This window comes from Vreelandella profundi (assembly GCF_019722725.1).
Lineage (GTDB): Bacteria > Pseudomonadota > Gammaproteobacteria > Pseudomonadales > Halomonadaceae > Vreelandella > Vreelandella profundi.
Map to the genome: position 1 here is coordinate 1,996,772 of NZ_CP077941.1, position 22,842 is coordinate 2,019,613.

At 52.0% G+C, this 22,842-nt stretch carries 24 protein-coding genes and 1 pseudogene; 15 read left to right on the forward strand and 10 right to left on the reverse strand.

Going from position 1 to position 22,842, the window contains the following annotated elements:
• The first annotated feature begins 3 nt into the window (after positions 1–3).
• Positions 4–1,197 carry a vWA domain-containing protein gene (locus tag KUO20_RS09150; RefSeq protein WP_235039576.1) on the forward strand — a complete coding sequence of 398 codons (1,194 nt, stop codon included), beginning with the start codon at positions 4–6 and terminating at the stop codon, positions 1,195–1,197.
• 25 nt (positions 1,198–1,222) lie between these two features.
• On the opposite strand, the gene KUO20_RS09155 is transcribed toward KUO20_RS09150, so the two are convergent.
• Complete coding sequence (locus KUO20_RS09155; RefSeq protein WP_235039577.1) at positions 1,223–1,786, reverse strand: hypothetical protein; 564 nt, start codon at positions 1,784–1,786, stop codon at positions 1,223–1,225.
• A gap of 168 nt (positions 1,787–1,954) precedes the next feature.
• On the opposite strand from KUO20_RS09155, the gene KUO20_RS09160 reads away from it, so the two are divergent.
• Positions 1,955–2,344 (forward strand): RidA family protein, encoded by a 390-nt coding sequence (locus KUO20_RS09160; protein WP_235039578.1) that lies wholly within the window; start codon positions 1,955–1,957, stop codon positions 2,342–2,344.
• 64 nt (positions 2,345–2,408) lie between these two features.
• Here the strand turns inward: KUO20_RS09160 and KUO20_RS09165 are convergent, their stop codons facing one another.
• The 3 genes from KUO20_RS09165 to KUO20_RS09175 all read right to left on the reverse strand — a co-directional run bounded on the left by KUO20_RS09165 (position 2,409) and on the right by KUO20_RS09175 (position 6,745).
• Positions 2,409–4,355: a tripartite tricarboxylate transporter permease gene (locus tag KUO20_RS09165; protein ID WP_235039579.1), complete on the reverse strand. Its 1,947-nt coding sequence runs from the start codon at positions 4,353–4,355 to the stop codon at positions 2,409–2,411.
• Positions 4,356–4,435: 80 nt separating this feature from the next.
• Positions 4,436–5,569: a type 2 periplasmic-binding domain-containing protein gene (locus KUO20_RS09170; protein ID WP_235039580.1), complete on the reverse strand. Its 1,134-nt coding sequence runs from the start codon at positions 5,567–5,569 to the stop codon at positions 4,436–4,438.
• Positions 5,570–5,620: 51 nt separating this feature from the next.
• Complete coding sequence (locus tag KUO20_RS09175) at positions 5,621–6,745, reverse strand: 4-oxalomesaconate tautomerase (protein WP_235039581.1); 1,125 nt, start codon at positions 6,743–6,745, stop codon at positions 5,621–5,623.
• Positions 6,746–6,893: 148 nt separating this feature from the next.
• On the opposite strand from KUO20_RS09175, the pseudogene KUO20_RS16855 reads away from it, so the two are divergent.
• Together KUO20_RS16855 and KUO20_RS09185 are read left to right on the forward strand one after the other, a co-directional pair.
• Positions 6,894–7,028: pseudogene (locus KUO20_RS16855) on the forward strand (helix-turn-helix domain-containing protein); the annotation flags it as partial.
• Between the two features lie 87 nt (positions 7,029–7,115).
• Positions 7,116–7,799 carry a LysR substrate-binding domain-containing protein gene (locus KUO20_RS09185; RefSeq protein ID WP_235042456.1) on the forward strand — a complete coding sequence of 228 codons (684 nt, stop codon included), beginning with the start codon at positions 7,116–7,118 and terminating at the stop codon, positions 7,797–7,799.
• Here the strand turns inward: KUO20_RS09185 and KUO20_RS09190 are convergent.
• Complete coding sequence (locus KUO20_RS09190) at positions 7,796–9,274, reverse strand: cobyric acid synthase (RefSeq protein WP_235039582.1); 1,479 nt, start codon at positions 9,272–9,274, stop codon at positions 7,796–7,798. The two genes, KUO20_RS09185 and KUO20_RS09190, sit on opposite strands and share 4 nt — an antisense overlap.
• Before the next feature lie 224 nt (positions 9,275–9,498).
• Between KUO20_RS09190 and KUO20_RS09195 the strand changes: the two genes are divergently transcribed.
• The 6 genes from KUO20_RS09195 to KUO20_RS09220 all read left to right on the forward strand — a co-directional run bounded on the left by KUO20_RS09195 (position 9,499) and on the right by KUO20_RS09220 (position 15,265).
• A complete protein-coding gene (locus KUO20_RS09195) occupies positions 9,499–10,536 on the forward strand; it encodes a LacI family DNA-binding transcriptional regulator (RefSeq protein ID WP_235039583.1) in 1,038 nt (345 codons plus the stop codon).
• Entirely contained in the window at positions 10,533–11,564 is a 1,032-nt protein-coding gene (locus KUO20_RS09200) for an ABC transporter substrate-binding protein (protein ID WP_235039584.1), read from the forward strand. The genes KUO20_RS09195 and KUO20_RS09200 overlap by 4 nt, the downstream gene beginning before the upstream one ends.
• Before the next feature lie 2 nt (positions 11,565–11,566).
• On the forward strand, positions 11,567–12,463 hold the full coding sequence (locus KUO20_RS09205) for an ABC transporter permease (RefSeq protein WP_096279528.1): 897 nt from the start codon (positions 11,567–11,569) through the stop codon (positions 12,461–12,463).
• On the forward strand, positions 12,460–13,248 hold the full coding sequence (locus KUO20_RS09210) for an ABC transporter permease (RefSeq protein ID WP_235039585.1): 789 nt from the start codon (positions 12,460–12,462) through the stop codon (positions 13,246–13,248). The genes KUO20_RS09205 and KUO20_RS09210 overlap by 4 nt, the downstream gene beginning before the upstream one ends.
• A 75-nt stretch (positions 13,249–13,323) precedes the next feature.
• A complete protein-coding gene (locus KUO20_RS09215) occupies positions 13,324–14,406 on the forward strand; it encodes an ABC transporter ATP-binding protein (protein ID WP_235039586.1) in 1,083 nt (360 codons plus the stop codon).
• The gene (locus tag KUO20_RS09220; protein ID WP_235039587.1) at positions 14,399–15,265 is read left to right on the forward strand and encodes a phosphodiesterase; all 867 of its coding nucleotides are present in this window, start codon (positions 14,399–14,401) and stop codon (positions 15,263–15,265) included. The genes KUO20_RS09215 and KUO20_RS09220 overlap by 8 nt, the downstream gene beginning before the upstream one ends.
• Here the strand turns inward: KUO20_RS09220 and KUO20_RS09225 are convergent.
• Positions 15,262–16,146: a bifunctional transcriptional activator/DNA repair enzyme AdaA gene (locus KUO20_RS09225; RefSeq protein ID WP_235039588.1), complete on the reverse strand. Its 885-nt coding sequence runs from the start codon at positions 16,144–16,146 to the stop codon at positions 15,262–15,264. The two genes, KUO20_RS09220 and KUO20_RS09225, sit on opposite strands and share 4 nt — an antisense overlap.
• A 202-nt stretch (positions 16,147–16,348) precedes the next feature.
• Between KUO20_RS09225 and KUO20_RS09230 the strand changes: the two genes are divergently transcribed.
• On the forward strand, positions 16,349–17,269 hold the full coding sequence (locus KUO20_RS09230) for a glutaminase (RefSeq protein ID WP_235039589.1): 921 nt from the start codon (positions 16,349–16,351) through the stop codon (positions 17,267–17,269).
• An 87-nt stretch (positions 17,270–17,356) separates the two neighbouring features.
• Entirely contained in the window at positions 17,357–17,962 is a 606-nt protein-coding gene (locus KUO20_RS09235; RefSeq protein ID WP_235039590.1) for a LysE family translocator, read from the forward strand.
• Between the two features lie 6 nt (positions 17,963–17,968).
• On the opposite strand, the gene KUO20_RS09240 is transcribed toward KUO20_RS09235, so the two are convergent.
• A complete protein-coding gene (locus KUO20_RS09240) occupies positions 17,969–18,844 on the reverse strand; it encodes an AraC family transcriptional regulator (RefSeq protein ID WP_235039591.1) in 876 nt (291 codons plus the stop codon).
• A gap of 157 nt (positions 18,845–19,001) precedes the next feature.
• Here KUO20_RS09240 and KUO20_RS09245 point away from each other — a divergent pair, with 157 nt between their 5' ends.
• Both KUO20_RS09245 and KUO20_RS09250 read left to right on the forward strand, forming a co-directional pair.
• Entirely contained in the window at positions 19,002–19,820 is an 819-nt protein-coding gene (locus KUO20_RS09245; protein WP_235039592.1) for a DUF1206 domain-containing protein, read from the forward strand.
• Between the two features lie 8 nt (positions 19,821–19,828).
• Complete coding sequence (locus tag KUO20_RS09250) at positions 19,829–20,431, forward strand: YqaA family protein (RefSeq protein WP_235039593.1); 603 nt, start codon at positions 19,829–19,831, stop codon at positions 20,429–20,431.
• 52 nt (positions 20,432–20,483) lie between these two features.
• Here the strand turns inward: KUO20_RS09250 and KUO20_RS09255 are convergent, their stop codons facing one another.
• A complete protein-coding gene (locus KUO20_RS09255) occupies positions 20,484–20,891 on the reverse strand; it encodes a DUF4019 domain-containing protein (protein ID WP_235039594.1) in 408 nt (135 codons plus the stop codon).
• A 112-nt stretch (positions 20,892–21,003) separates the two neighbouring features.
• Positions 21,004–21,333, reverse strand: a complete 330-nt coding sequence (locus KUO20_RS09260) for a DHCW motif cupin fold protein (RefSeq protein ID WP_235039595.1) — start codon at positions 21,331–21,333, stop codon at positions 21,004–21,006.
• Positions 21,334–21,489: 156 nt separating this feature from the next.
• Between KUO20_RS09260 and KUO20_RS09265 the strand changes: the two genes are divergently transcribed.
• Positions 21,490–22,233, forward strand: a complete 744-nt coding sequence (locus KUO20_RS09265) for a class I SAM-dependent DNA methyltransferase (protein ID WP_235039596.1) — start codon at positions 21,490–21,492, stop codon at positions 22,231–22,233.
• 70 nt (positions 22,234–22,303) lie between these two features.
• Here KUO20_RS09265 and KUO20_RS09270 read toward each other — a convergent pair whose 3' ends face one another.
• The gene (locus KUO20_RS09270) at positions 22,304–22,783 is read right to left on the reverse strand and encodes a YehS family protein (protein WP_235039597.1); all 480 of its coding nucleotides are present in this window, start codon (positions 22,781–22,783) and stop codon (positions 22,304–22,306) included.
• Positions 22,784–22,842 lie beyond the last annotated feature (59 nt).

Genomic DNA, 22,842 nt, shown 5'->3' on the forward strand with positions numbered 1-22,842 from the left:
GCCATGTTTATTGGTCTCTTTGAAACCCTCAAACGTGCGGGCGTTCCAGTGTCGCTACGTGAGCTGCTGGACCTTAACACGGTAGTAGAACGCGGCGTTGTATTTGCTGATATCAACGCGTTCTATCAAGTAGCGCGCACCGTTATGGTTAAAGACGAGCGCCACTTTGACCGCTTTGATCGCGCATTCGGCGCGTGGTTTAAAGGCCTGGAAGATATGGATGCCGCCATTGAGGCATTGATTCCTGATGATTGGCTAAGGCGCGAATTTGAGAAGCAATTAACCGACGAAGAGAAAGCCAACATCGAATCTCTAGGCGGCCTTGAAGCGCTTATTGAAACGTTCAAAAAGCGCCTGGAGGAGCAAAAAGAGCGTCATGCTGGGGGGAATAAGTGGATAGGCACTGGTGGCACCAGCCCGTTTGGTGCCTATGGCTATAATCCGGAAGGTATCCGGATTGGCCAGGAAGGCTCGCGCCATCGCCGCGCCATTAAAGTATGGGATGAGCGCCGCTTTCGTGACTACGATGACCCCCTTGAACTCGGCACACGTAATATCAAGATGGCACTACGCCGTCTGCGCAAGTTTGCCCGCCAAGGCGCGCTTGAAGAGTTCGACGTTGACAACACTATACGCGCCACCGCGCGCGATGCCGGGCTACTTAACGTCCAGATGCGCCCAGAGCGCCACAACACGGTAAAAGTGCTGCTGTTTTTAGACGTTGGCGGTTCAATGGACGACCACATTCGCGTTTGCGAAGAACTGTTTTCAGCGGCGCGCTCCGAGTTCAAGCACCTGGAGTACTACTACTTCCATAACTGCTTGTACGAAGGAGTGTGGCGGCGTAACTCCCAGCACTCGTCTCGCCGCAACAATGAGCGAATTCCGACGATGGACGTGCTGCACACTTACGGCGCTGACTATCAGGTCGTCGTCGTGGGTGACGCTGCCATGTCACCTTATGAGATCACTCATCGCGGCGGCAGCGTTGAGCATTTTAACGACGAACCGGGCGGCGTTTGGCTTCAACGTTTATACGCCACCTTTCCACGCTTGGCGTGGCTCAATCCAATGCCGCCACGCGCCTGGGAAAGCACTTACTCCACTCAGCTTATTCGCGAGCTTATCAACGACCGAATGTACCCGATGACCATGGAAGGCTTGGAAACGGCCATGCGCGAACTGGCGAAGAAGTAAATCTGCCCAACGTGACGAGTCGTCATTAAAGCGCCGCGGGAAAGTCATTCAAGCCGCTCAAGAACGCCTGTTTCGCTGCCTCGAAAGCCTTGGGATCATGTTTAAAACGACGCAAAATAAGCGCTTCGTCTAACCCTAAAGTGGGTGCCAGCTCGCGAACATTTTGCGCCGGGTGACGCGCCCCCAAGCCAATACGTTTGCCATCCACTCCGCCGAACCAGCGCTTGATACCACTCTCGCGGTAAAACGCTTCTTGTTCGCCAGTATCTACCTCAACACGCAGCGGCGCTTTTAAGCTAAGTTCACTAATCAAGCGCTGCTTGGCATCTAACTGGTCCAGCGTGCAGGCGTGGGTAATCGTCATCCCCTCACCCTCTTTATCTAATACCAGCAGCGCCAGCGCCTGCGGTTTTCCTTTTGCATCAACGGCAGCAAATAAGCGTGCGGCCTGTTGAGCAAACAAAACGGTGCGAGTGCCGGCAAACACGACGAGCGGCGTTAAACCAGCTTCTTGGCCGTAAACTTCAGCGCATAGCCGCGCTAAACAGGCATCGCGCTGGGCCTCTTCATTGACGTGTATGACCTTCATTTATCCCCCATTGCCGACATAAAAGCCGCAAGCCTAGAGTAATCACCGCTATTTTGACAGTGCATAATGCCTACCCTTGTTCTATTCATGATGACTGATATTGAACACTAGCACTATTGCCCTGTCGTAGAGGATGTATGTGCGATCAGCAACTTAGAAGGAATTAGCATGCCGACCTATACCAACGATCCGACACTGCCCACACCGAGCTTTCCCGGTAGCCACATGGTAATCGACGACCACTATGTGTTCATTTCAGGGCTAACCGTCGCAGATTTATCTAATGGCCACGCGGCGCGGGGCGACGTAAAAGAAGAAACTCGCCTAGTGATGCGGGCCATCTCTCGCATGCTTGAAATGGAAGGCGGCAGTTTTGCTGATGTAGTGCGCGTAGATATCCACCTTACTGACCTGCACACGCTTCAAGAACTAGAGGGTGTGTATGCCGAGCACTTCGAACCCGACCGCTATCCTGCCCGCACCTGCACTGAATCGGCAAACATCTGTGGCGGGTGCAGTGTTGAGATCACCGTGATGGCGCAGCGCGCTAATCATTAATTTTTTTAAAGACAAAAAGCCAACTTAATGGCTTTTTGTCTTACGTCCCCAGCGTAAATCTGCTTTAGAACCCGGTTAACATACCTGAAGGATATGTAAGCGTCAGCAGGTTCGCCATTCCCACTAGGAAAATAGTGACGCCTGCCGCCATTACTACTGCAGTCATAGCTTTCACGCGGGCCACCAGCAGTAGGAAACCTAGGCAAAATACAGGGGCGGTCAGCATTAAACCGAACACCATCACGCATACAATCAAGGCGAAGAAGCCGGCCACCCAAGCTAGCTGCGGGAGGAATGTTTGAACCTGCCACTTTATCGGTTTGATGATCGTTCTGATAATTTCCAGCAGGCACGCGACCACGATAATGGCAATCGCCAGCCTGGGCATGATGCCGCCTAACATAGAAAGATCAGCAAAGCTCAGCCATATGTAGCCGGCACCTACTAACAGGCTACCTAGCAGTGCTATATCAAGCGCGCCCAGCGACAGCGAATCCACCTCTTCCTGAGCAGTCAAATGGGCCATAGAATCATTGGCTTGACGGCGCTTTTGCAGATAGCTGCGCAAAGGAGGAAGTAATAGTGATGCCGCAATCATTGCGCCAATGATCAGCACACCAGGCCTCGTAAAGGCTGCAGCACCTTGAAACTGGGCGGCTTGATAAAAGTATGTTTCAGCTCCGGGCGCGAGCACAAAGCCAATCAAAAAGGCGGGGCGAGACCAGTTCGCCTGTTTAAATAGCACGCCAAACGCTCCGACAATGCCGAGTGCAAAAAAATCACCCAGCGAGCGCGTCGCTTGATAGGCCGCAAAGAGTATTAAAACAGTAATTAGTGGCGCTAAAATCACGAACGGCACCCGCGTTAAGCTGGAAACCGGACGGGCCAACCCCAAGCAGAGAGCGGCACCTAAAATATTAGCAAGCGCTAATGACCAGATAATGGTGTAAGTCAGGTCAAGATTCGTCTCTAGCATGCTGACCCCTGGCTGAAGACCAAGGAGCAATAAACCGCCTAGAAAAACCGCTGCGGTGCCTGAGCCGGGAATACCAAAAAGCAGAGTGGGCACCATCGCCCCGCAGGCGCACGCATTGTTAGCAGACTCTGGCGCAATGACGCCACGAATATCTCCTTTACCAAACTGCGATTTATCCTTAGCCGTCTGGACTGCATGCCCATAAGTAAGCCAATCCACCACCGAACCCGCCAAGCCAGGAATCGTTCCAATTAAGCTGCCGATGCCTGCGCAGCGGGCCACTAGTCCAGGGCGTCTAACAACATCCTTCATTCCCTCTTTCCAGCCCTGGCCTAATTGACAGGGCTCCTCCGCAATCGCGCCGCGCTTGCCCAATAAGTCAATGATCTCAGGTAATGCGAAAATACCTAAACCCACCACTACCAGCGGCAACCCATCATAAAGATAGTCAAATTCGAACGGCAGCCTGAACTCACCAGTGGCAGGAGCCATACCGATCGTCCCCACTAATAGCCCTAGGCCACAGGCAGCAATGCCTTTAAAGACATCCTTGCCAGAAAGAATCGCCACCATCGATAGCCCTAGCAACGTCAACATAAATAGCTCAGACGAAGAGAAAGACAGCACAATCGGTCGCGCGATGAGAATAAAGGCAGTGAGAACAACCGCACCGATGAGACCGCCAATCATTGAAGACAAAAATGCACTGGAAAGCGCTCTTGCAGCCTGTCCTTTTTTAGCCAGCGCAAAGCCGTCCAGCACGGTCGCTTGTGAAGCACTTGAGCCAGGAATGCCCAGTAGCACGGAGGAGAAAGTATCGCCTGTGGGTATCACTGCCACTAACCCCATCAGCATACCTAGAGCAACCGAAGGCTCCATACCATAGAGGAACGGTAACAGTAGTGACATGCCAGCAATGCCGCCAAGCCCAGGAATGATGCCCACAACAAGCCCAATGAGAACACCAATAACCATGTACATCATATGCGGAACAGTAAACAACTGCCCCAAACTAGAGAATAAGACGTCAGACATTGTCATGGCTCTTATGTTGTTTAGTGTAAGGATGCCCAAAAGCACCACTTAAGCAGTGCTTTGTTGGTGTTAATCTCTTGTTAAATACGAGCACCGTGCTGCTCTAACAGCCACTCGGATAGCCACTCCCGCGTAGCATCATCAAGCGACATGGCATCCTTCAGATGTTGCTCGACGACTTCACCGACAACCGGCGTGTAGGGGCCAAGCTGAGCCATTGCTGCGTCTTTAAACGCTTCTGTATCCACAAAACGACGTGCCGCATCGCGATACTCCTGAATCAATTCCTCTGGTGCGTCACTGGGCAGCAGTATTAGCTTTTGCAGCGTGAACCCGGATGCAAAGAACTTGCGATACGCTTCAGCTGCTAGGCCGCTGGGCGCTTCGCCATGAAGTGTTTCGTAAACCTCATTAAACGTCGGCAAATCAGGGAAGGCAGGATCACGAACAATCTCACCACTGTCGCTGAGCACACCCAAGGAAAAGAGCGGAACCGCTCGGTCAGTCTCCACCAACCCTTCCACACTGGTGAAATAAGCAGAGGTAGTTTGGAAGTCGATATCCGCCTCTCCTCGTTCGAAGGCCAACCGGCCTTCCCCGCGGCTACTCATACCCGAGACCGCCTTCACATCAACTCCGAGCAGATCAAGCGCAATCAATACTGGCAGCTCTAGCCCTGTATGGCTTTGCACAGCAAATGTAACTTGCTGGCTGGTCATCGCATTCAGCACCTCCTCTGCGGTGCTTCCTAGGCTAGGCTGTGCATATACCACCCCTCCTGTCGGCGTCGCTAAAATCGGTGTCCAATCGTCGTAACTATAACGTACACGCCGATCTTTCAGCATGGCCGGATACTGAGTAGAAGCTGAGGTACCTATCCACTGACTGCCATCCGAGTCAGCCCGCATGGAGAACAAGTTAGCGCCATTAATAGAGCCGCCACCAGGCACGTTATCGATCACCAGCGTAGGGTTACCTTGAATATTGTCGCTCATCCAAGTAGTAAAGAAGCGTGCCCAGACGTCGGTTCCACCGCCTACACCAAACGGAATGGTCCAATGAATGGTATCGGGCACGTTCACATCGTTAGCCTGAACATTCACGCTGATAGCACCCAGCGTTGAACAAGCAACGACAAGTAGCGCTTTTTTGTAAGTAGTGCGCAATGCAGGCAACCTCAGAGCGTTAAGTGGTTTTTTATTCAAAGTGGTCATGGCGATACTCCTGTTATTAATTATTGTCATTTAGTGATTTTTTAAAGTGGCTTAATCGACAGCCTCAACAGCATGGTTGTCCACTTTCTTTGGAGGGAGTGCGTAGAAAATTTGCCCACTCATAATTTTACGAGCCGTTCGGATAAGCGATACACGCGCCAAATCAAACGCATTCTCTTGGCGGTACTCAGCCGTCAGCTCAATAGAGCCTGAAGGATGTTCTAAGACAACCTGAGATAAAAGCTGTCCAGCGGAAAGCTTCTGTGTGCTACTGGCCATGTGATTGGCAACCGAACCAGGTACATTAATCGCAGCTACAACGGCCATCGCCCCCGTTACGGCAATGGCTTTATGGCAGCGATGAGGCATAAAGTAGCGAACATTAAGCGTGTTCAATTCCGCTTCAGCCGCGGAAATCAGCACGACCTTTGGCAGAACGCTTTGGCTAACATCACCCATTCCCATTCTCAGCCCCGCTTCACGGCGCAGAGTTTCTAAGCGTTTTAGCAAGGCCTCATTCTTATCTAATTCAGCAGGCGACTCATAGCCAGTTAGTCCAACCGACTCAGCCCGCAGTAACATAATCGGGGTGGCCGCATCGATGCAGCTCACCTCGACACCATCAATCTCATCACATGCTTTTCCCGTGGGTAATAGTTGGCCTGTTTTACTTCCCATGATGTCTAAAAAGCTGAGTTGAATCCCTGCAGCACTACCTGGAACGCCGCTAATGGTGACACTGCCTTCGTACTGCACCTGCTTCCCCGGCGTAGGTACATGGCACTCGATCAGCCGCTGGGTATTTAAATTATGCACCCTTACTACGGTGATATCGTCTTGCGGCTCTACCAGCCCCGTCTCTATTGCGTACGGCCCGACGGCAGAGAGCATGTTTCCGCAGTTAGGGTTAAAGTCGACGCGCTTATTCACCACATCAACTTGAGCGAATAAGTAATCAACATCGGCATCAGGGTGCGATGAGCGTTCTACAATAGCCACTTTGCTGGTGAGTGGGTCTCCACCACCAATGCCATCAATTTGTAGTGCATGGCCAGACCCCATTAAACTAAGCAGTATTTCAGTCTGCTGTTCTTGGTCGCTGGGCAGATCTTTCATGCGTAAAAAAGGGCCTCTAGAGGTCCCTCCACGCATTACCACACAAGGAATACTGTTCATTTTGCTCCGCCATAGTTAGCAATGACTGTATGGACGAAGAGTGTCAGTCAATCTTTAATGTCTCAAATGCAAATATAGATTGCTATAAATCCGATTTATGCATTAATGTGTTTTAGTTATTAAGCCACCTTTTTTGCGCAACAATCCTATGCTGCATAGACTCGAATTTCTTGATCTACAAGCCTTCATCCTGGTCGCTGAATTGGGCACTTTTCATGAGGCGGCTCAGCGCTTGCATTTGTCTCAACCAGCCCTTACCAGGCGCATTCAAAAATTAGAAGAACTCCTTGAAGTTGAGCTGCTTGAAAGAACAACACGACGCACTCGTCTAAGTCCTATCGGAGCCGATTTCTTGCCCCGAGCCAGACGTATGATAGAAGAGTACGAGTCCTCCATATTGGGGATTCGTGAACTGGTCACCCACCAAAAGGGCACGGTGACGATAGCCTGCTTACCCACGGCGGCATTCTACTTTTTGCCTAGTGTCATTCGAGTGTTCAGCGAAGCTTGGCCTGGCATTCGCATTCGTATCTTGGATGTCAGTGCCAACGAAGGCTTGGAGAAAGTGATTAACGGCGAAGCAGACTTTGGAATCAATATGATCAGTGCGCAAAGCTCCGAAGTACGCTTTACACCACTACTCCGAGACCCCTTTGTACTGGCACTTCGCTCCGACCATCCGCTTGCTAGTAAACAGCAGGTTGAGTGGAGCGACTTGGAAGAAGTGCGGCTTATCACAGTTAGCCGTGATAGTGGGAATCGAACGCTGCTAGATAACGCTCTGTCAGCAGAGGGCATTCATCTCAATAGTTTTTACGAAGTCCAACACTTATCCACGTCGTTAGGGCTTGTCGAGTCAGGGCTGGGAGTGGCTATTTTGCCGCGCATGACCATGCCAGGCCCTGATCACGACACGCTCTGTTCTAGAGATCTGCCCGAGCCACGCATTCAGCGCTCTATTGGTCTTGTGCGAAGTAATTCACACAGTCTATCCAGCACGGCACAGTTATTTATTGATTTACTGCTAGAGCACTGGGTTAAAGAGCCCAGCTAACAGCTTTTATCGACGCCAGCATCAATCAGCGCAATAACTTGCTCTATATCAATACTCGCCTCTAGCATATCGGCCAAGCGATCAAGCTCACGCTCCCGGTGAGCTTGATAATCGCTTTGCTCAGCCTGGATAAGGCCCAGTTTTGTTAATAAAGCTTGGCAAGCATCGGAGTGGTCAAATAACCCATGCAGGTAAGTGCCCATTATTTGGCCATCGTCACTAACGGCCCCTTCAGGCTTCCCCTGTATATGAAAAAGCGGCGAGTTAAGCGCTACGCCTTGGCTGACGCCGTTATGAATTTCATATCCCTCTACTGGGATCGGGACTGGGGCAGGTTGATCTGCCAATACGCCACTCACATTACGCAGCTGCTTGCCTGCGACCATTTGCGTTGTGAGGGGCAGCAGCCCTAGCCCGGCCATTTTTCCAGGCCTTCCTTCCAAGCCGTCAGGATCGTCCACCCATTCGCCCAACATTTGAAAGCCACCGCAAATACCCAACACCGTCCCACCGTAACGCAGATGCCGCTGAAGCGCCTTATCCCAGCCTTGACGTTTTAACCACGCAAGATCGCTGGCAGTGCTTTTACTGCCGGGCAAAATGATCGCATCGGCAGCGGGAATTGGCTGGCCAGGCCCAATAAAACTCAACGAAACCTGGGGGTGTAAGCGCAGCGGATCAAAGTCGGTATGATTGCTGATGCGTGGAAGCGCGGGAACAATAATATTGATCACAGCGCTGCGCTTTTCTGCCTGGACGACACCAATGCTGTCTTCGGAGTCCAGCACTAGCCCCTGAAGATAAGGGAGTGTTCCCAATACCGGCTTTTGTGTGCGTTTTTCCAGCCACTCAAGGCCGGGATTTAATAATGTAATATCGCCACGGAAGCGATTAACAATAAAGCCTTTGGTGCGCGCCTGCTCACTCTCACTAAGCAGCGCCAGCGTGCCGACTAACTGAGCAAATACGCCGCCACGGTCAATATCACCCACCAGCAGCACGGGACAATTAGCCGCTTCGGCAAAGCCCATATTGGCAATATCGCCTTCGCGTAAATTGATTTCCGCCGGGCTACCTGCGCCCTCGGCAATAATCACATCAAAGCGGCTTTCCAGCGCCTGCCAAGCGGCCATCACGCTCTCTTTCGCGGTGCGCTTATAGGCGTGGTAATCCAATGCATCCATATGGCCATGCACCTTGCCGCGCAAAATCACCTGGGCGCCGCGGTCTGTTTCAGGCTTTAGCAACACAGGGTTCATATCGCTGTGCGGCGCCAAATAGCATGCCTGCGCCTGTAGGGCTGTAGAGCGACCTATCTCACCACCATCTTCCGTCACGGCACTGTTAAGTGCCATGTTCTGAGGCTTAAACGGCGCGACCGATATACCACGCCGCGCCAGAGCGCGACATAGCGCAGCCACCACCGTGCTTTTACCGGCATCAGAGGTCGTACCTTGAATCATTAGTGTGGCCATAAGAAAGCCTTGCCCAGGTGAACTAACGCGAGACTTTAGCGGGAGGTGCACCGCTTCGCAATGTAGCCACATAAAACAGACCGCGTTATCAGTGCATTAAAGCCACGCTGTCACATGAATAACCCCAAAAATACTTTTTACCGCCATCAGTTCGTCACATGCGCTCGTTAGGCTGACATCCAACAAATGAGATCGATCTCATTACGCGAACGAAAGGTGTTGGCATGGCAGATTTACTCAGTGTGGCAAAGCGAGCGGGGGTTTCTCGCGCTACCGCTGCGCGGGCCTTTTCAAGCCCCGACTTAGTGCGCCCCGCAACCCGCGAAAAAGTATTCAATGCAGCCCAAGAACTGGCATTCAGGCCCAACAAAGTCGCGCAGCAGCTGCGCTCACAAGCCACACAAATGATTGGCGTGATGGTGCCCAGCCTCGACAACCCCGTTTTTGCTGAGCAGTTGCAAGCCATGGAAGTGGCGGCCCGCGACTCAGGCTACTCCTTAATCGTTACTACCAGCGAGTACTCGCCCAGCCGTGAAGGCAACATTGTTGAAGAGATGCTGCGCCAGCGCGTGGACGGCTTAGTGCTTACCGTCGCCGATGCTAGTAACAGTGACATACTGGATAAGCTGCGTATGGAAAGCATCCCTTGCCTGCTGGTCTACAACCCACCTGGGACTAGCGGCTTTGCCTCCATTGGCGTCGATAACCTTGCCGCTGGTGCTGATGCTACTCGCCACTTAATCGCCCTGGGGCATGAGCGCATCGGCATGGTCGCCGGCCCATTGCTGCAATCAGATCGTGCTCAACAGCGTTACGAAGGTTATTGCCAAGCAATGAAGAGTGCCGGTTTCTTGCCTCATCAGCTTGTCGAAATGGCTCGTCATACCCAAGCCGACCTCGCCAGTCTCAAGCCAGCGCTACAAGGTTTTCAATCCTTTAGCGCTGTTATTTGTACCAATGATCTGCTTGCTATCAGCCTAATCGGAGAGCTGCAACGCGCAGGCTTTGCCGTGCCCGGCGACCTTTCGGTGATGGGGTTTGATGGCATCGCTTTAGGTCAGTACCTCTATCCATCGCTATGCACTATCGAACAACCGCGTGCCGATATAGGACGCGCGGCGGTTCACGCCTTATTAGCCATGATTCGGGGAGAAAGCTGCACGACGGCTCCCCTGCCCCACGCATTGCGTAAGGGCGAAAGTACCGGAATACCGGCATCACGCAAGTCCAACGCAGGCACTACTCAGAGGAGCACGTTATGAACCTTAAGCGCAGGCATATGAAGCGTATCTATCAAGCATTACTGACCACGGCGGCTATCGGTGCATCAGCAGGAGTGCTGGCTCAACCCGGCGATAACGCGATTTGCTACAACTGCCCACCTGAATGGGCAGACTGGGGCACACAGCTACGCCTGATCGAGCAGGAAACCGGCATTCACGTACCGCAAGACAATAAAAACTCCGGCCAGTCTTTAGCCCAGCTGGTCGCCGAAGCAGGTAGTCCAGTGGCCGATGTTGTCTACTATGGCGTCACCTTTGGTATCCAAGCCATGGCGGAGGACGTGGTCACGCCCTACCAGCCAGAATACTGGGAAGAGATCCCTGAAGGGCTTAAAGACCCCGAGGGCAACTGGTTCGCCATTCATTCCGGCACCCTCGGTTTTATGATCAACGTTGATGCGCTCGATGGCGCGCCGGTACCCACCTCTTGGGAAGATCTGCTTAAACCCGAATACCGTGGCATGGTGGGCTATCTTGATCCCGCAAGCGCCTTTGTAGGCTACGTGGGCGCTGTGGCGGTCAACTTAGCGATGGGTGGCGACCTTGATGATTTCACACCCGCCATCAACTACTTCAATGAGCTGGCCGATAACGCCCCCATTGTGCCCAAGCAAACTAGCTATGCACGCGTGCTTTCCGGTGAGATCCCCATTCTGCTTGATTATGACTTCAACGCTTATCGCGCTCGCCACAATGACGGCGCCAACGTAGAGTTTGTCATTCCCCAAGAAGGCAGCGTGGTTGTGCCTTATGTTATGAGCCTAGTGAAGGATGGCCCTAACCCCGACAACGGTCAGCAAGTGCTTGATTTCGTGCTTTCTGACCAGGGACAGGCTGTCTGGGCCGATGCGTATCTACGCCCGGTGCGTGAGAGCGCTATCTCAGCAAAAGCACGTGAGGTTTTTCTGCCTGATAGCGACTACGCCCGCGCCGCAACCGTTGACTACTCTGCGATGGCGGCTGCTCAGCGCAGCTTCTCTGAGCGGTATTTGTCGGAGGTTCGTTAATCATGAAAGCAGCATCCAAGCAGCCCTTGGGGGCTGCTTCTTTTTCAACTCGATGGATGGTGTTAACAGTACCCGTGCGGCATAAAAGCCTCGTGGCCGTACTCGCCTTAATGCCTGCGCTCATTGTGTTCTGCGCTTTTTGGCTACTGCCTTTTTCACGCTTGATATTGATGGGCGCCGAAGCAGACCGAAGTAGCGGCGTAAGCGCTTATCTCACTATTCTCACCCATCGTCAGTACTTAATCAGCATAGTGACAACCGTTGGTATCTCACTCGTTGTCTCACTAACGGCGGTCGCTATTGCTGGCTTTGTGGGCTTTTTTCTAGCCCGTCAGCATTTTTGGGGTAAGGCCGTGCTGGTCGCTATTTTGACCTTCCCTCTTGCTTTTCCAGGCGTCGTGGTCGGCTTTTTAGTCATCATGCTAGGGGGGCGCCAGGGCGCGCTGGCACAGTCAAGCCTATGGCTTTTCGGCGAACGTTGGATGTTCGCCTACTCATTAGCTGGGCTATTCATTGGCTATCTCTACTTCTCCATTCCTCGAGTCATAACCACGGTGATGGCTGCTTGTGACAACTTGGATAAAAGCCTAGAAGAGGCTGCCCGCTCGTTAGGAGCCAATACCTGGCAGGTAACGAAAGATGTGATTGTGCCAGGCATTGCGCCAGCGCTGCTCTCAACCGGCGCGATCTGCTTTGCTACCAGTATGGGCGCCTTCGGAACCGCCTTTACGCTGGGGACGCGGCTTAACATTTTGCCCCTCAATATTTACGGCGAATTCACCAACTACGCCAACTTTGCGATGGCGGCCGCCCTTTCCGTGGTGCTGGGCGCTATCACCTGGATAGCGTTAAGCATCGCCCGCCGATTAGCAGGCGGAAATCTAGGAGCTTCCGCATGAAATCGCGCCTACGTTTCACACTGCAGCTGAGCTTCACGCTGATCGTATGTTTATTCATGATTGTGCCTGTAGCGATGTCGGTGCTGGCAGGGCTGACCGAGAATTATTTTGTTGGCTTACAGAGCGGCTTGACCCTGCGCTGGGTAAATGAAGTTTGGGAGCTTTATTCAGATACGATTTGGCTGTCTATTAGACTGGCGCTCGCCTGTTTGCTGATCACTACCCTTATTGGCGTACCCGCTGCTTATGGCCTGCTACGTAGCCGGCGCCGCTGGGCCAATGCGATTGAAGAATTGCTCCTACTTCCCGTTGCCGTACCCGGATTGGCGACTGCACTAGCGCTGCTGCTCGCCTATGGTAGCTATCGTGAATTTAGAGGCAGCTGGCTATTTATTCTGATTGGCCATGTCCTTTTCACACTGCCTTTTATGGTGCGCGCAGTACTTTCCGTGATGCAGACGGCAAAGCTTCCCCAGCTTGAAGAGGCGGCCGCAAGTTTAGGAGCAAGCTTCAGGCAACGCTTTTTCTCAGTGGTCATCCCTAACTGTATGAGCGGCATTTTGGCAGGCGCGCTAATGGTGATCACGCTGTCCATTGGCGAGTTCAACATTACCTGGATGCTCCACACTCCGCTGACTAAAACGCTGCCGGTTGGCTTAGCCGATAGCTACGCGTCTATGCGCCTGGAAATCGGCTCAGCCTACACGCTGATATTTTTGGTGATGGTGGTGCCATTGCTGGTGGCTATCCAATGGGCTGGGCGATTAACCGAGCAACGCCGTTAAGCCTCACGCCGTTAAGACCTATGAGATTCAGCTCCACATTCAAAGACACCTGATTGCTTTATATGAGAGTTCGCTATGAGTTCATCTGTCAGTATTACCCTAACCCACTGTAGCCGCACGTTCGCTGGCGGCCACATGGCCTTACAGCCACTTGATCTAAAGGTGAATGCGGGTGAAACGCTGGTGCTGCTAGGGCCTTCTGGCTGCGGAAAAACAACCACGCTGCGCATAATTAGTGGCCTTGAAAGCCCAGATAAAGGCGGACAAGTACAGTTTGACCAGCGTGATGTCACTGCTTTGCCAATTGAAAAGCGCGACGTCGGGATGGTCTTTCAAAACTATGCATTATTTCCCAATATGAGCGTTGCCGACAACATTGCTTACGGCCTAAAATTACAGCGCATGCCCCGTTTCGAGATCGCCCAACGGCGCGATGAAGCTATGCGGATGGTCGACTTGCAAGGTTTTGGAGAACGAAGAATCGATGCGTTATCCGGCGGCCAGAAACAGCGTGTCGCACTCGCCCGCGCCATTGCGGTGCGTCCCAAGGTGCTGCTATTTGATGAACCTTTGGCCGCATTGGATGCAAAACTACGTGACCGCTTACGCATTGAAATTGGTCAACTACTGCGTGAGCTAGGTACAACGGCGGTATACGTTACCCACGATCAAGATGAAGCGATGGCGTTAGGTGATCGTATTGCGGTGATGCAAGCAGGACGCATCGCCCAGCTGGGCACGCCACAAGAAATCTATCACCAGCCGGCCAATGCTTTTGTGGCCGATTTTATCGGCGCGGTTAACTGTTTAAGCGTCATTGCAACAAAACCGGATGGCCGATTAGCGGTACATGGTGGTGAGCTGTCCGCGCCTCATTTACTGGGGGCTATAGAGATTTACTGCCGACCAGAAGATATTCAGGTGGTACCGCTTAATCAAGCCGACATTAAGGGGCAGGTGGTACAAAGCGTTTTTTTAGGCCAGACACAGCGCCTGCTCGTGGATACCGGGGGAACAGTGCCGCTTCAAATAGAGGCACCTTCGCGCCAGCGTTGGCCTAACGGCACAGCGATCGGCCTAGCTTTGCATTGCAACGTGCTATTTCATCCCGATAAGCCGACTACGACGATTAACACCAAGGAAATGGCGAATGGCTGATCAAGTTTTTAGTGTTGAGCAATGCCCCTCTTCTAAGCAATGTCTTATCGCGCAAATTAGTGATCCACATATCAAGGCAGGCGGTAAGCTCTCTTATCGTCAGGTAGACACTGCCAATGCACTGCGCGAGGCGATTACTACGCTCAACCAGTTAGTGCCTCGGCCCGACTTGGTACTGATCAGCGGTGACTTGGTCGATTTTGGCCACCCTGAAGAGTACGCCACGTTTAAGCACATTCTGTCTGACTTAACGCTGCCGGTGTATTTGATTCCCGGCAACCACGATGATCGCCAAAGCTTGCGCGCAGCCTTCCCAGAACATCGCTATCTGTTTCAGCACCGCGACTTTCTTCATTGGGTTATTGACGATTACCCGGTACGCCTCGTGGGGCTAGACTCATCGGTACCCGGAAAACCGTACGGGGAGTTAAGCAATGTCAGCTTAGAGTGGCTTGATGGCGTTCTAACAGATCAGCCCGAAAAACCTACCCTGGTCATGCTGCATCACCATCCGTTTGTCAGTGGCATCGACCACATGGACCAACAGCCGCTTAAGCACGCGAGCGCGTTAGAGAACGTCATTAGCAAACATGCACAAGTAGAACGCGTGCTTTGCGGACACCTTCATCGGAGCATACAGGCTCGCTTTGGAAATACCTTAGCCATTAGCTGCCCCGGTGTTTCCCACCAAGTTAGCCTTGACCTAACTTCAGGCGGCCCATCTCGCTTTCAGCTTGAGCCCCCCGGCTACCTACTGCACCAGTGGTCAGCGCCGCATGGCATGATTACTCACCAAGGATTTATAGCGAGCTACCCAGGCCCTTTCCCATTTTATGATGCCAACGGGCTCATTGATTAAGACGTGGCCATGGGAGCAAGCGCTGTATCGTTCATTGCTAGCTCCCAGGCTTGCACCATCTGCTTTTTCTCCGCCCCCCAGCGGTAGCCGCCTAGTGCGCCGCTTTGTTGAATCACTCGGTGGCAGGGAATCCACAGCGCGATGGGATTAGCGCCCACGGCGTTACCCACCGCACGGGAGGATTTAGGCGCGCCCAACGCCTGGGCTAGGTGGGAATAGCTGGCTAACTGGCCTTCAGGAATGGTCAACAGCGCTCGCCATACCGCCATTTGGAAATTGGTACCGGTCACGTGCAGCAACAACGCGGCCGCTCCCTCTTGGGGTTTAGAAGGTTTAGGTTTAGAAAATCTAGGTTTAGCAAATAACGCCTCTACGGCGAAGCGCGTGACGTCAGTATTGTGCTGCAACGTACTAAGCGGCCACTCCTTGGCAAGCCGTGCCAAGAGCGATTCTGCGCTGGTGGCATCAACAAACCCCATTCGGCAGATACCGCGGGGAGTCACGGCAACAAAGATGCGGCCAAACGGCGTTTCATGAACGCCATAAGCAATCTCAACGCCCTCACCTAGGCGCTTATATTCACCGGGAGTCGCCGCTTCTAGCTGCACGAAATGATCATAAAGCCGTGAGCCGCCGCTTAAACCCAGGCTATGGGCGACATCCAGTAGCGAAGATGAGGATTGAATCAGCTGCTTGCCGCGTTCTAACGTCAGCGCCTGCAAAAAGCGCTTGGGACTAACCCCCACGTAATGACTAAATAGGCGCTGAAAGTGAAAGGCACTTAAATGAACGTGATCAGCCACCGTCTCTAAATGAGGCTGCGCCGCCGCATGGGCCACCATGTAAGCCATGGCTTTTTCGATACGCTCATAATCGTTCATCTGTGTCTCTCTAGCGGTCAGTTTATTCGTTGTGCTGCCCTGCTGGCAGCCTAAGCGAGTTACCTGCGTTTGCCGACCCGAATCTTGCTCAGTACCTACACTCGGATGAAGCTGTCATTAGCGTTATAGTGAAGCTAAAGACATCCTCACACTTTTCCGCTAGGGTGTGGCCCCGCCTCAAATGACGGTACACGATACGCCCATGCAAGACTTGATCAATGATATTGCGAAAGCCATGGCGAACGCAGAAGAGCGTGGCAAAGTGGCAGACTATATTCCCGAGCTTGGCCACATTGACCCGAAGAAGTTTGCCATCTCACTCGCCACCGTAGACGGAAACGTGTACTCGGCAGGTTGTGCAACCACGCCGTTCTCCATTCAGAGTATCTCGAAAGTATTTACGCTGACCATTGCCCTTGGGCAGATGGGTGATGCGCTATGGAAAAAAGTCGGCCGCGAACCGTCAGGCGACCCATTCAACTCCATTGTTCAGCTTGAGCACGAAAGCGGCAAACCGCGTAATCCGTTTATCAATGCCGGTGCGATCGCGGTTGTCGATGCCATCATGATGGGCCATGAACCCAAAGAAACATTGGCCGAGATTCTCAATTTCGTGCGCTATATTGCCGATGACGACAGCATATGTTTTGACCATGCAGTGGCTGCTTCCGAGATGGCGCACCGAGATCGCAACGCATCACTGGCACACTTTATGAAAGCGTTTGGCCACCTGCGCCACGATGTTGATAAGGTGCTGGGGACTTACTTTCACCAGTGTGCTATTGCCATGAGCTGTCAACAGCTCGCTCATGCTGGCCTATTTTTGGCATCGGATGGCATCAATAAGCCCAGCGGCATTCGCGTGGTGGCTCCCCAGCGGGCTCGGCGTATCAACTCGCTGATGATGATGTGCGGGCACTACGATGCCTCTGGCGAATTCGCTTTTCGTGTTGGGCTTCCCGGTAAAAGCGGCGTGGGCGGCGGTATTCTTGCCATCGCACCCGGCCACGGCTCTATTGCGGTTTGGTCGCCGGGGTTAGATTCCTTCGGTAATAGTCTGCTAGGTAGCCAAGCCTTGGAGATGTTTGTGCAACGTACCGGCTGGTCGGTGTTTGGGCACTAACACCGTTTAAGAAGCCACCTCAATTTTGTTCAATACGAAGTCGTGGCTGCCATTGCAAACTCCTTGCTTTCCTTAAGGAGGATGACAATGAGCACGTCACTACTGCTACCTATAATGCTACCCATGTCGGCCTTTGCACTTGCTGCTTCTATTTCACCAGGGCCGGTGAATATCGTTTGCCTGAGCAGCGGCACGCACTACCCCATCGCTCAAGGGCTGAATTTTGTGACAGGCGCTACGCTGGGGTTTATTGCACTCTTTTTATGTATCGGTGCAGGGCTTTATTCACTTTTGAATGTGCTGCCACTGCTGGAAGCATTTTTACGTTGGGCAGGCTTGCTGTTTTTACTTTATCTCAGCTATCAACTGTTACAGCACGATGGCCGCTTGCAGGAAAGAAGCGCCGATAATGCTCCGGGCTTTATTGCGGGCGCCGTGATGCAGTGGCTCAATCCCAAAGCATGGCTAGCATCTGCCGCAGGCATTGCCGCTTATACCAGCGGTAGCGAGCCTTACCAACTATGGCTCTTCGCTGCCCTCTACCTACCTATTTGCTGGCTATCGCTTGCCAGCTGGGTATATGCCGGTGCCTTTCTCAAACGCTACATTCACCGTCCGTTCATTCTGCTAACAACTAACCGCATATTGGCGGGCTGCTTAGCTGCAAGCGCGCTATTTCTATTGTTTAACTAACTTCTGCTACTTGCTTGATGAATGGCGATACTGGTTCGGCGTAGCCGCAACTAACCGCTTAAACGTTCTTTGAAAGTGTGGCTGATCGTTAAATCCTGCATTAAGTGCGGCCTCAACGATAGGCTGCCCTTGCTTAAGCGCCTGTTGCCCCATCTGAATACGCTGATTTATCAAATAGGCATGTGGGGTCAAGCCAAAATGTTGTTTAAAAGTGCGAATCAGGTGCCCAGCGCTGTAGCCAGACTGCTGGCATAAGCGTTCAAGCGAAATATCAGTGGCGCAATTTACGCGCAAGTAGGCAGCAATTTTTTCCAGTTCACAAGACACTTGGGGCAATATCACAGGGGGATCTTGGGCAAGCGCCTGCATCATCAGAGATAGGCACTCCCTCAGCACCATTTGCTTATCGCCAATAGCTTGCTGATCATCCAGTAAGCATGCTGCCATATCGCAATACTCTGTATAGAGATTTGGCTGAGTCACCACGGCCGTCGATATGTCTTGCCATTCAGGCGCGTCGAGTAAACCTAGTTGATAACGCAGCTGGCTCAACCATTCGGCGTCGATATAGAGCATCAAATAGGCCCATGGCTGGCTCTCAATAGGATTACAGGCGTGCACCCAGTGGGGGTTCATCATAACCATGTCGCCCGCTTGAATCCGGTAAGATGCGTCACGATAGCAAAACGTGCTACGCCCTGCGGTAACGGCCCCGAGCGACCAATGCGAATGGCTGTGAGGGGCATAGCAAATTTGCCGCGCATCACTAATATGACGTAGTTCCACATAAGGCATGCGAGCATCGCGCCAGAATCTAGGTGACGAGTCAGTACTGGAGAACATCGTATTGGGTGTAAGTATCGATGACGAAAGTGTACTCATGTTCTGCTCGCATTATTGGCAAAAAAAGCGATGTGGCGTGTCATATGGACTCTGCTGGACAATAGCACAGCACAAGCACAGTATGGGCCGCCATTGAGCTCTACAGAGGCTAAATTGCAGAGGGATTAGCAACGCCATTATTTGTCAGGAGGACACCATGGCCAACAGTATGAACAACCCAGATCACCGTGATGCGATTACCCTTTTCGCGCGTATGGGCTACGCTGCTAGGGGGATCGTGTACGTATTAGTGGGCGGGCTTGCTGCCCTAGCAGCGTTTGGTCAAGGCGGCCAAACAGAAGGCAGCCGCGGTGCATTAGAGCGTGTATTAACCGCCCCCTTCGGAAAAGTGCTGCTAGGCATTATTGCAGTGGGTTTGGTCGGCTACGCGATGTGGCGAACCATTCAAGCGGTTAAAGACGCTGACCACCATGGCAACGACGTCAAAGGACTAGCTATCCGCTCAGGCCTAATGGTGAGTGCCGTTACGCACATTTTGCTGGCGTTTTTTGCCGCCACCCTTATCTTCCAATTTGGCGGCTCTTCTGGAGGTTCCGAGGGTGGCTCGCAGGGCATGGCGGGCTGGCTGATGCAGCAACCCTTTGGCCGCTGGCTGGTAGGAGCCGTTGGTCTTGTATTGATTGGTGCAGGCGTTGCTCACGCGATCAAAGGCTATAAAGCCAAGTTTCACAAGCATTTCGATATGCCGATAAAAACACAGCGCTGGGCCTACCCTATCTGTCGTTTCGGTTTAGTGACTCGTGGGATTGTATTTGCCATTTTAGGAAGCCTCTTTCTACTTGCTGCTTATCATATTAATCCCAGCCAGGCAGGCGGAACGGCTGAAGTATTTAGCACGCTGCGCAGTCAAGCATACGGACAATGGCTGCTGGCGATTGTTGCTGTTGGGCTATTTGCGTTTGGCTTATACAGCATATTAGCGGCTATTTATCGCAAAATTAATCCCGAGATGTAGCAACTCTCATGGCTAACAAATCCAATAGAACGAAACAGTGGTTTGAGCGCATCAATGGCTCGAAAAATATGCTGTGGTTACTCGCTACCCTTTCCTTTCTGGAAACCATCATTCTGCCCATTCCTATTGAGCTGGTGCTGATTCCCCTGATGGCGGCCAATAAGCAGCGGATCTGGCTGCTGGCCGCGGTGACTACGGCAGGGTGCCTCATTGCCGCTATTGTTGGCTATAGCGTTGGCATGCTGTTATTTCAGTCGCTGGGCACTTGGTTTATTGAATTTATGGGGATGGAACAAAGCTATCAGGCATTCCAGACCTTTTTCGACCAATACGGCTTTGTCGCCATCTTAGCTATCGGCATTCTACCCATTCCCTTTCAGGTAGCGATGATCACCGCGGGGCTTTCAGGCTACCCCATTCTGCTCTTCGTACTGGCGGCGTTAATTGCTCGGGGCCTACGTTATTTTGGCCTTGCTTGGTTGGTTCATCGTTTTGGCCACCGGGTACTGGCGCTTTGGAAGCGCCATGCGCTGATAACAAGCCTGGTGGTCGGTCTCATCGTGCTGGCATTAGGGCTAGGCATGCAGCTTTTAGCGGGATTGATCATCTAGTGCTGAACGTTAAAGGGCTGCTGCGTTAGCCGTTCTTAATTCACATACGTTCTTAATTCACATAATAACCGCTGACCTTCCAGGCATCGCCATCCAGGTGCGGCGTAATCGTTTCCGTGATTTGTGGATGATTTTCAAAACGCGTTTGGAAAGTGAATACCTTTAGATCGCCTAGCGGTGCGCCAGGCATCGAGGTCTCACTGATCACTCGCACACGCCTGCGCGACTGCATCGCACCAAAATCACGCCGGGCGGCGTTAATAGTGCGCGCTAACATGTTCGGCGAAAGCGGCACCTGAAGCAGCGTAGAAGACGCTTCCCAGGCTTGTTCATATTCGCCTCTGTCAATCGCCTCTAGCCATGCCAACGCTGCGGCCTCCGCTGCCTCTATCTGTGAATAAGCCTGAGTGGGCAAACAGAAAAGCAAGGTCGCAATAATGGCGATTAGTGTTTTAGGCATAGATAGCTCGATAGGTAATTAGCGGTGATCAGACAAACATGGGTCTTAAGTAACTATCGGTAAACGGCAGGATTTCTTTAGGGTTCGTGTGAATAACAGCGCGATAAATAGCTTAATCTACAATGAATAGCTTGGCGCCCTGCTGGGTAGAGGAGCGATGAGGCTCCGCATTATCAGCGACCTGATAGCTCATACCAGGGCTGAGTACGAACTGGCGGCCATCTTTTAATTCGGTGTGGAGCTCGCCTTCCAAGCAAAGCAATATGTGGCCCTTTACACACCAGTGGTCGGCCAAATAGCCGGGGCTATACTCGACCATACGAACCCGCATATCGCCAAAGTGCTGAGTGCGCCAGTAAGCCACTCCTTGCTCACCTGAATGCTCGGTCTTCTCAATCTCAGCCCAGTCAGTAATCCCAAAAGGTAGGTCTTTAATGTTCATCGCTGATCCTCTAGAGACACGAAATATTACGCTTCAATCGGTGCATATTATCATCTCAGAATGAGCCATCGCTGGCATGAAGCGGTACTTCCTTCTCAAACTCCACGCGCTCGTTTACTATGCGCCACCCACCCCATCGACCACCACTAGGCGACCATGTCTGTCAACGCGCTCTATACCGACCTTTCTGGCTACTACGACTTGATGTGCATGGATATCGACTACCAAGCACAAAGCGACGCCATTCGTAGGCTTCATCAGATTTTCGGCAACGGCGGTACGCGCCACCTGGATTTAGCCTGTGGTACCGGCCCACATGTACGCCATTTTATTGATGCGGGCTACACCAGCAGCGGCCTTGATATCAATCAACCCATGCTGGATATCGCCGCCAAGCGCTGCCCAGAAGCAGATTTCACACTGCAGGATATGAGCGACTTCACGGTTGATGAATCTCAGGACTTAATGACGTGTTTTTTATATTCAATTCATTACAACGATGGGATTGAAAAGCTCACAGCGTGTATTGCTCACGCCCACCGTGCCTTAAAAACGGGCGGCGCTTTTTATTTTAATGCGGTTGATAAAGACAAAATTAATAACGATTTATATGTTAAGCACACTGCCCACCATGAAGGCGATGTGTTCACGTTTCGTTCTGGGTGGCACTACGCAGGCCAAGGAGATAAGCAATCGCTTCGGCTCAGCATTGAAAAAACCAGCAGTGCAACGTCTCAGCAATGGAACGATGAGCATCCGATGGTGGCGTTCAACTTTGCAACATTATTAGCGCTGTTGAAGCCATACTTTGACGTTCACGTCTTTGAACATAACTACGAGACCATTACTCCTTGGGACGAAAACTCAGGAAATGCGATTTTCGTCTGCGTCAAAGTGTAACGTTCAAACTTAAATGACAAAGAGGCAGGCACACGTGGCCTTGCCTCTTTGTGTACTGGCTTATATAAACTCAGGCCTCGATATCACTCTGATTAGGCCGCTGCTGACGCTGAATGCCGAGTAAAAAATTGCGCAGCACCTGATCCTTGCACTCTCGATAATTCTTATGGCTGGGCTTGCGGAAAAATGCGCTCAGCTCGTGATTACTTAAACTGAAATCTGCCAGCTCAAAAATAGCAGCGATATCATCTGCTTGTAAATTCAACGCAATTCTCAGCTTCTGAAACACCATATTATTATTCAAATGATCTTCTAGCTTGGGTTGCGGACCATCACGCTTACCACGTTTGAAGCTAATAAAACCATTGAGAAATGCGGCTAACTCTTTGGCTCTCATATTGAGAAAGGCCTCATCCTCTTCCTTTTTCAACCAAGAAGACACTTGCTCTTCGCTGGCCTCAAAATCTGCCAAGGCGAAGATTTTAATCATAGTGCTATCTTTAAAATCAAAGGCGTACCGTATACGGCGCAAAATATCATTATTGGTCAAAATTACAGCTCCTAGTCTTAGGGAAATCAGCCCAGTCCTTTACCGTAAAAGACGGTGCT

Excerpts from the sequence above, each read along its gene's own strand:
- KUO20_RS09150 (WP_235039576.1), top strand. The coding sequence starts at position 4 with ATGTTTATTGGTCTCTTTGAAACCCTCAAACGTGCGGGCGTTCCAGTG.
- KUO20_RS09155 (WP_235039577.1), bottom strand. The coding sequence starts at position 1,786 with ATGAAGGTCATACACGTCAATGAAGAGGCCCAGCGCGATGCCTGTTTA.
- KUO20_RS09160 (WP_235039578.1), top strand. The coding sequence starts at position 1,955 with ATGCCGACCTATACCAACGATCCGACACTGCCCACACCGAGCTTTCCC.
- KUO20_RS09165 (WP_235039579.1), bottom strand. The coding sequence starts at position 4,355 with ATGTCTGACGTCTTATTCTCTAGTTTGGGGCAGTTGTTTACTGTTCCG.
- KUO20_RS09170 (WP_235039580.1), bottom strand. The coding sequence starts at position 5,569 with ATGACCACTTTGAATAAAAAACCACTTAACGCTCTGAGGTTGCCTGCA.
- KUO20_RS09175 (WP_235039581.1), bottom strand. The coding sequence starts at position 6,745 with ATGAACAGTATTCCTTGTGTGGTAATGCGTGGAGGGACCTCTAGAGGC.
- KUO20_RS09185 (WP_235042456.1), top strand. The coding sequence starts at position 7,116 with ATGATAGAAGAGTACGAGTCCTCCATATTGGGGATTCGTGAACTGGTC.
- KUO20_RS09190 (WP_235039582.1), bottom strand. The coding sequence starts at position 9,274 with ATGGCCACACTAATGATTCAAGGTACGACCTCTGATGCCGGTAAAAGC.
- KUO20_RS09195 (WP_235039583.1), top strand. The coding sequence starts at position 9,499 with ATGGCAGATTTACTCAGTGTGGCAAAGCGAGCGGGGGTTTCTCGCGCT.
- KUO20_RS09200 (WP_235039584.1), top strand. The coding sequence starts at position 10,533 with ATGAACCTTAAGCGCAGGCATATGAAGCGTATCTATCAAGCATTACTG.
- KUO20_RS09205 (WP_096279528.1), top strand. The coding sequence starts at position 11,567 with ATGAAAGCAGCATCCAAGCAGCCCTTGGGGGCTGCTTCTTTTTCAACT.
- KUO20_RS09210 (WP_235039585.1), top strand. The coding sequence starts at position 12,460 with ATGAAATCGCGCCTACGTTTCACACTGCAGCTGAGCTTCACGCTGATC.
- KUO20_RS09215 (WP_235039586.1), top strand. The coding sequence starts at position 13,324 with ATGAGTTCATCTGTCAGTATTACCCTAACCCACTGTAGCCGCACGTTC.
- KUO20_RS09220 (WP_235039587.1), top strand. The coding sequence starts at position 14,399 with ATGGCTGATCAAGTTTTTAGTGTTGAGCAATGCCCCTCTTCTAAGCAA.
- KUO20_RS09225 (WP_235039588.1), bottom strand. The coding sequence starts at position 16,146 with ATGAACGATTATGAGCGTATCGAAAAAGCCATGGCTTACATGGTGGCC.
- KUO20_RS09230 (WP_235039589.1), top strand. The coding sequence starts at position 16,349 with ATGCAAGACTTGATCAATGATATTGCGAAAGCCATGGCGAACGCAGAA.
- KUO20_RS09235 (WP_235039590.1), top strand. The coding sequence starts at position 17,357 with ATGAGCACGTCACTACTGCTACCTATAATGCTACCCATGTCGGCCTTT.
- KUO20_RS09240 (WP_235039591.1), bottom strand. The coding sequence starts at position 18,844 with ATGAGTACACTTTCGTCATCGATACTTACACCCAATACGATGTTCTCC.
- KUO20_RS09245 (WP_235039592.1), top strand. The coding sequence starts at position 19,002 with ATGGCCAACAGTATGAACAACCCAGATCACCGTGATGCGATTACCCTT.
- KUO20_RS09250 (WP_235039593.1), top strand. The coding sequence starts at position 19,829 with ATGGCTAACAAATCCAATAGAACGAAACAGTGGTTTGAGCGCATCAAT.
- KUO20_RS09255 (WP_235039594.1), bottom strand. The coding sequence starts at position 20,891 with ATGCCTAAAACACTAATCGCCATTATTGCGACCTTGCTTTTCTGTTTG.
- KUO20_RS09260 (WP_235039595.1), bottom strand. The coding sequence starts at position 21,333 with ATGAACATTAAAGACCTACCTTTTGGGATTACTGACTGGGCTGAGATT.
- KUO20_RS09265 (WP_235039596.1), top strand. The coding sequence starts at position 21,490 with ATGTCTGTCAACGCGCTCTATACCGACCTTTCTGGCTACTACGACTTG.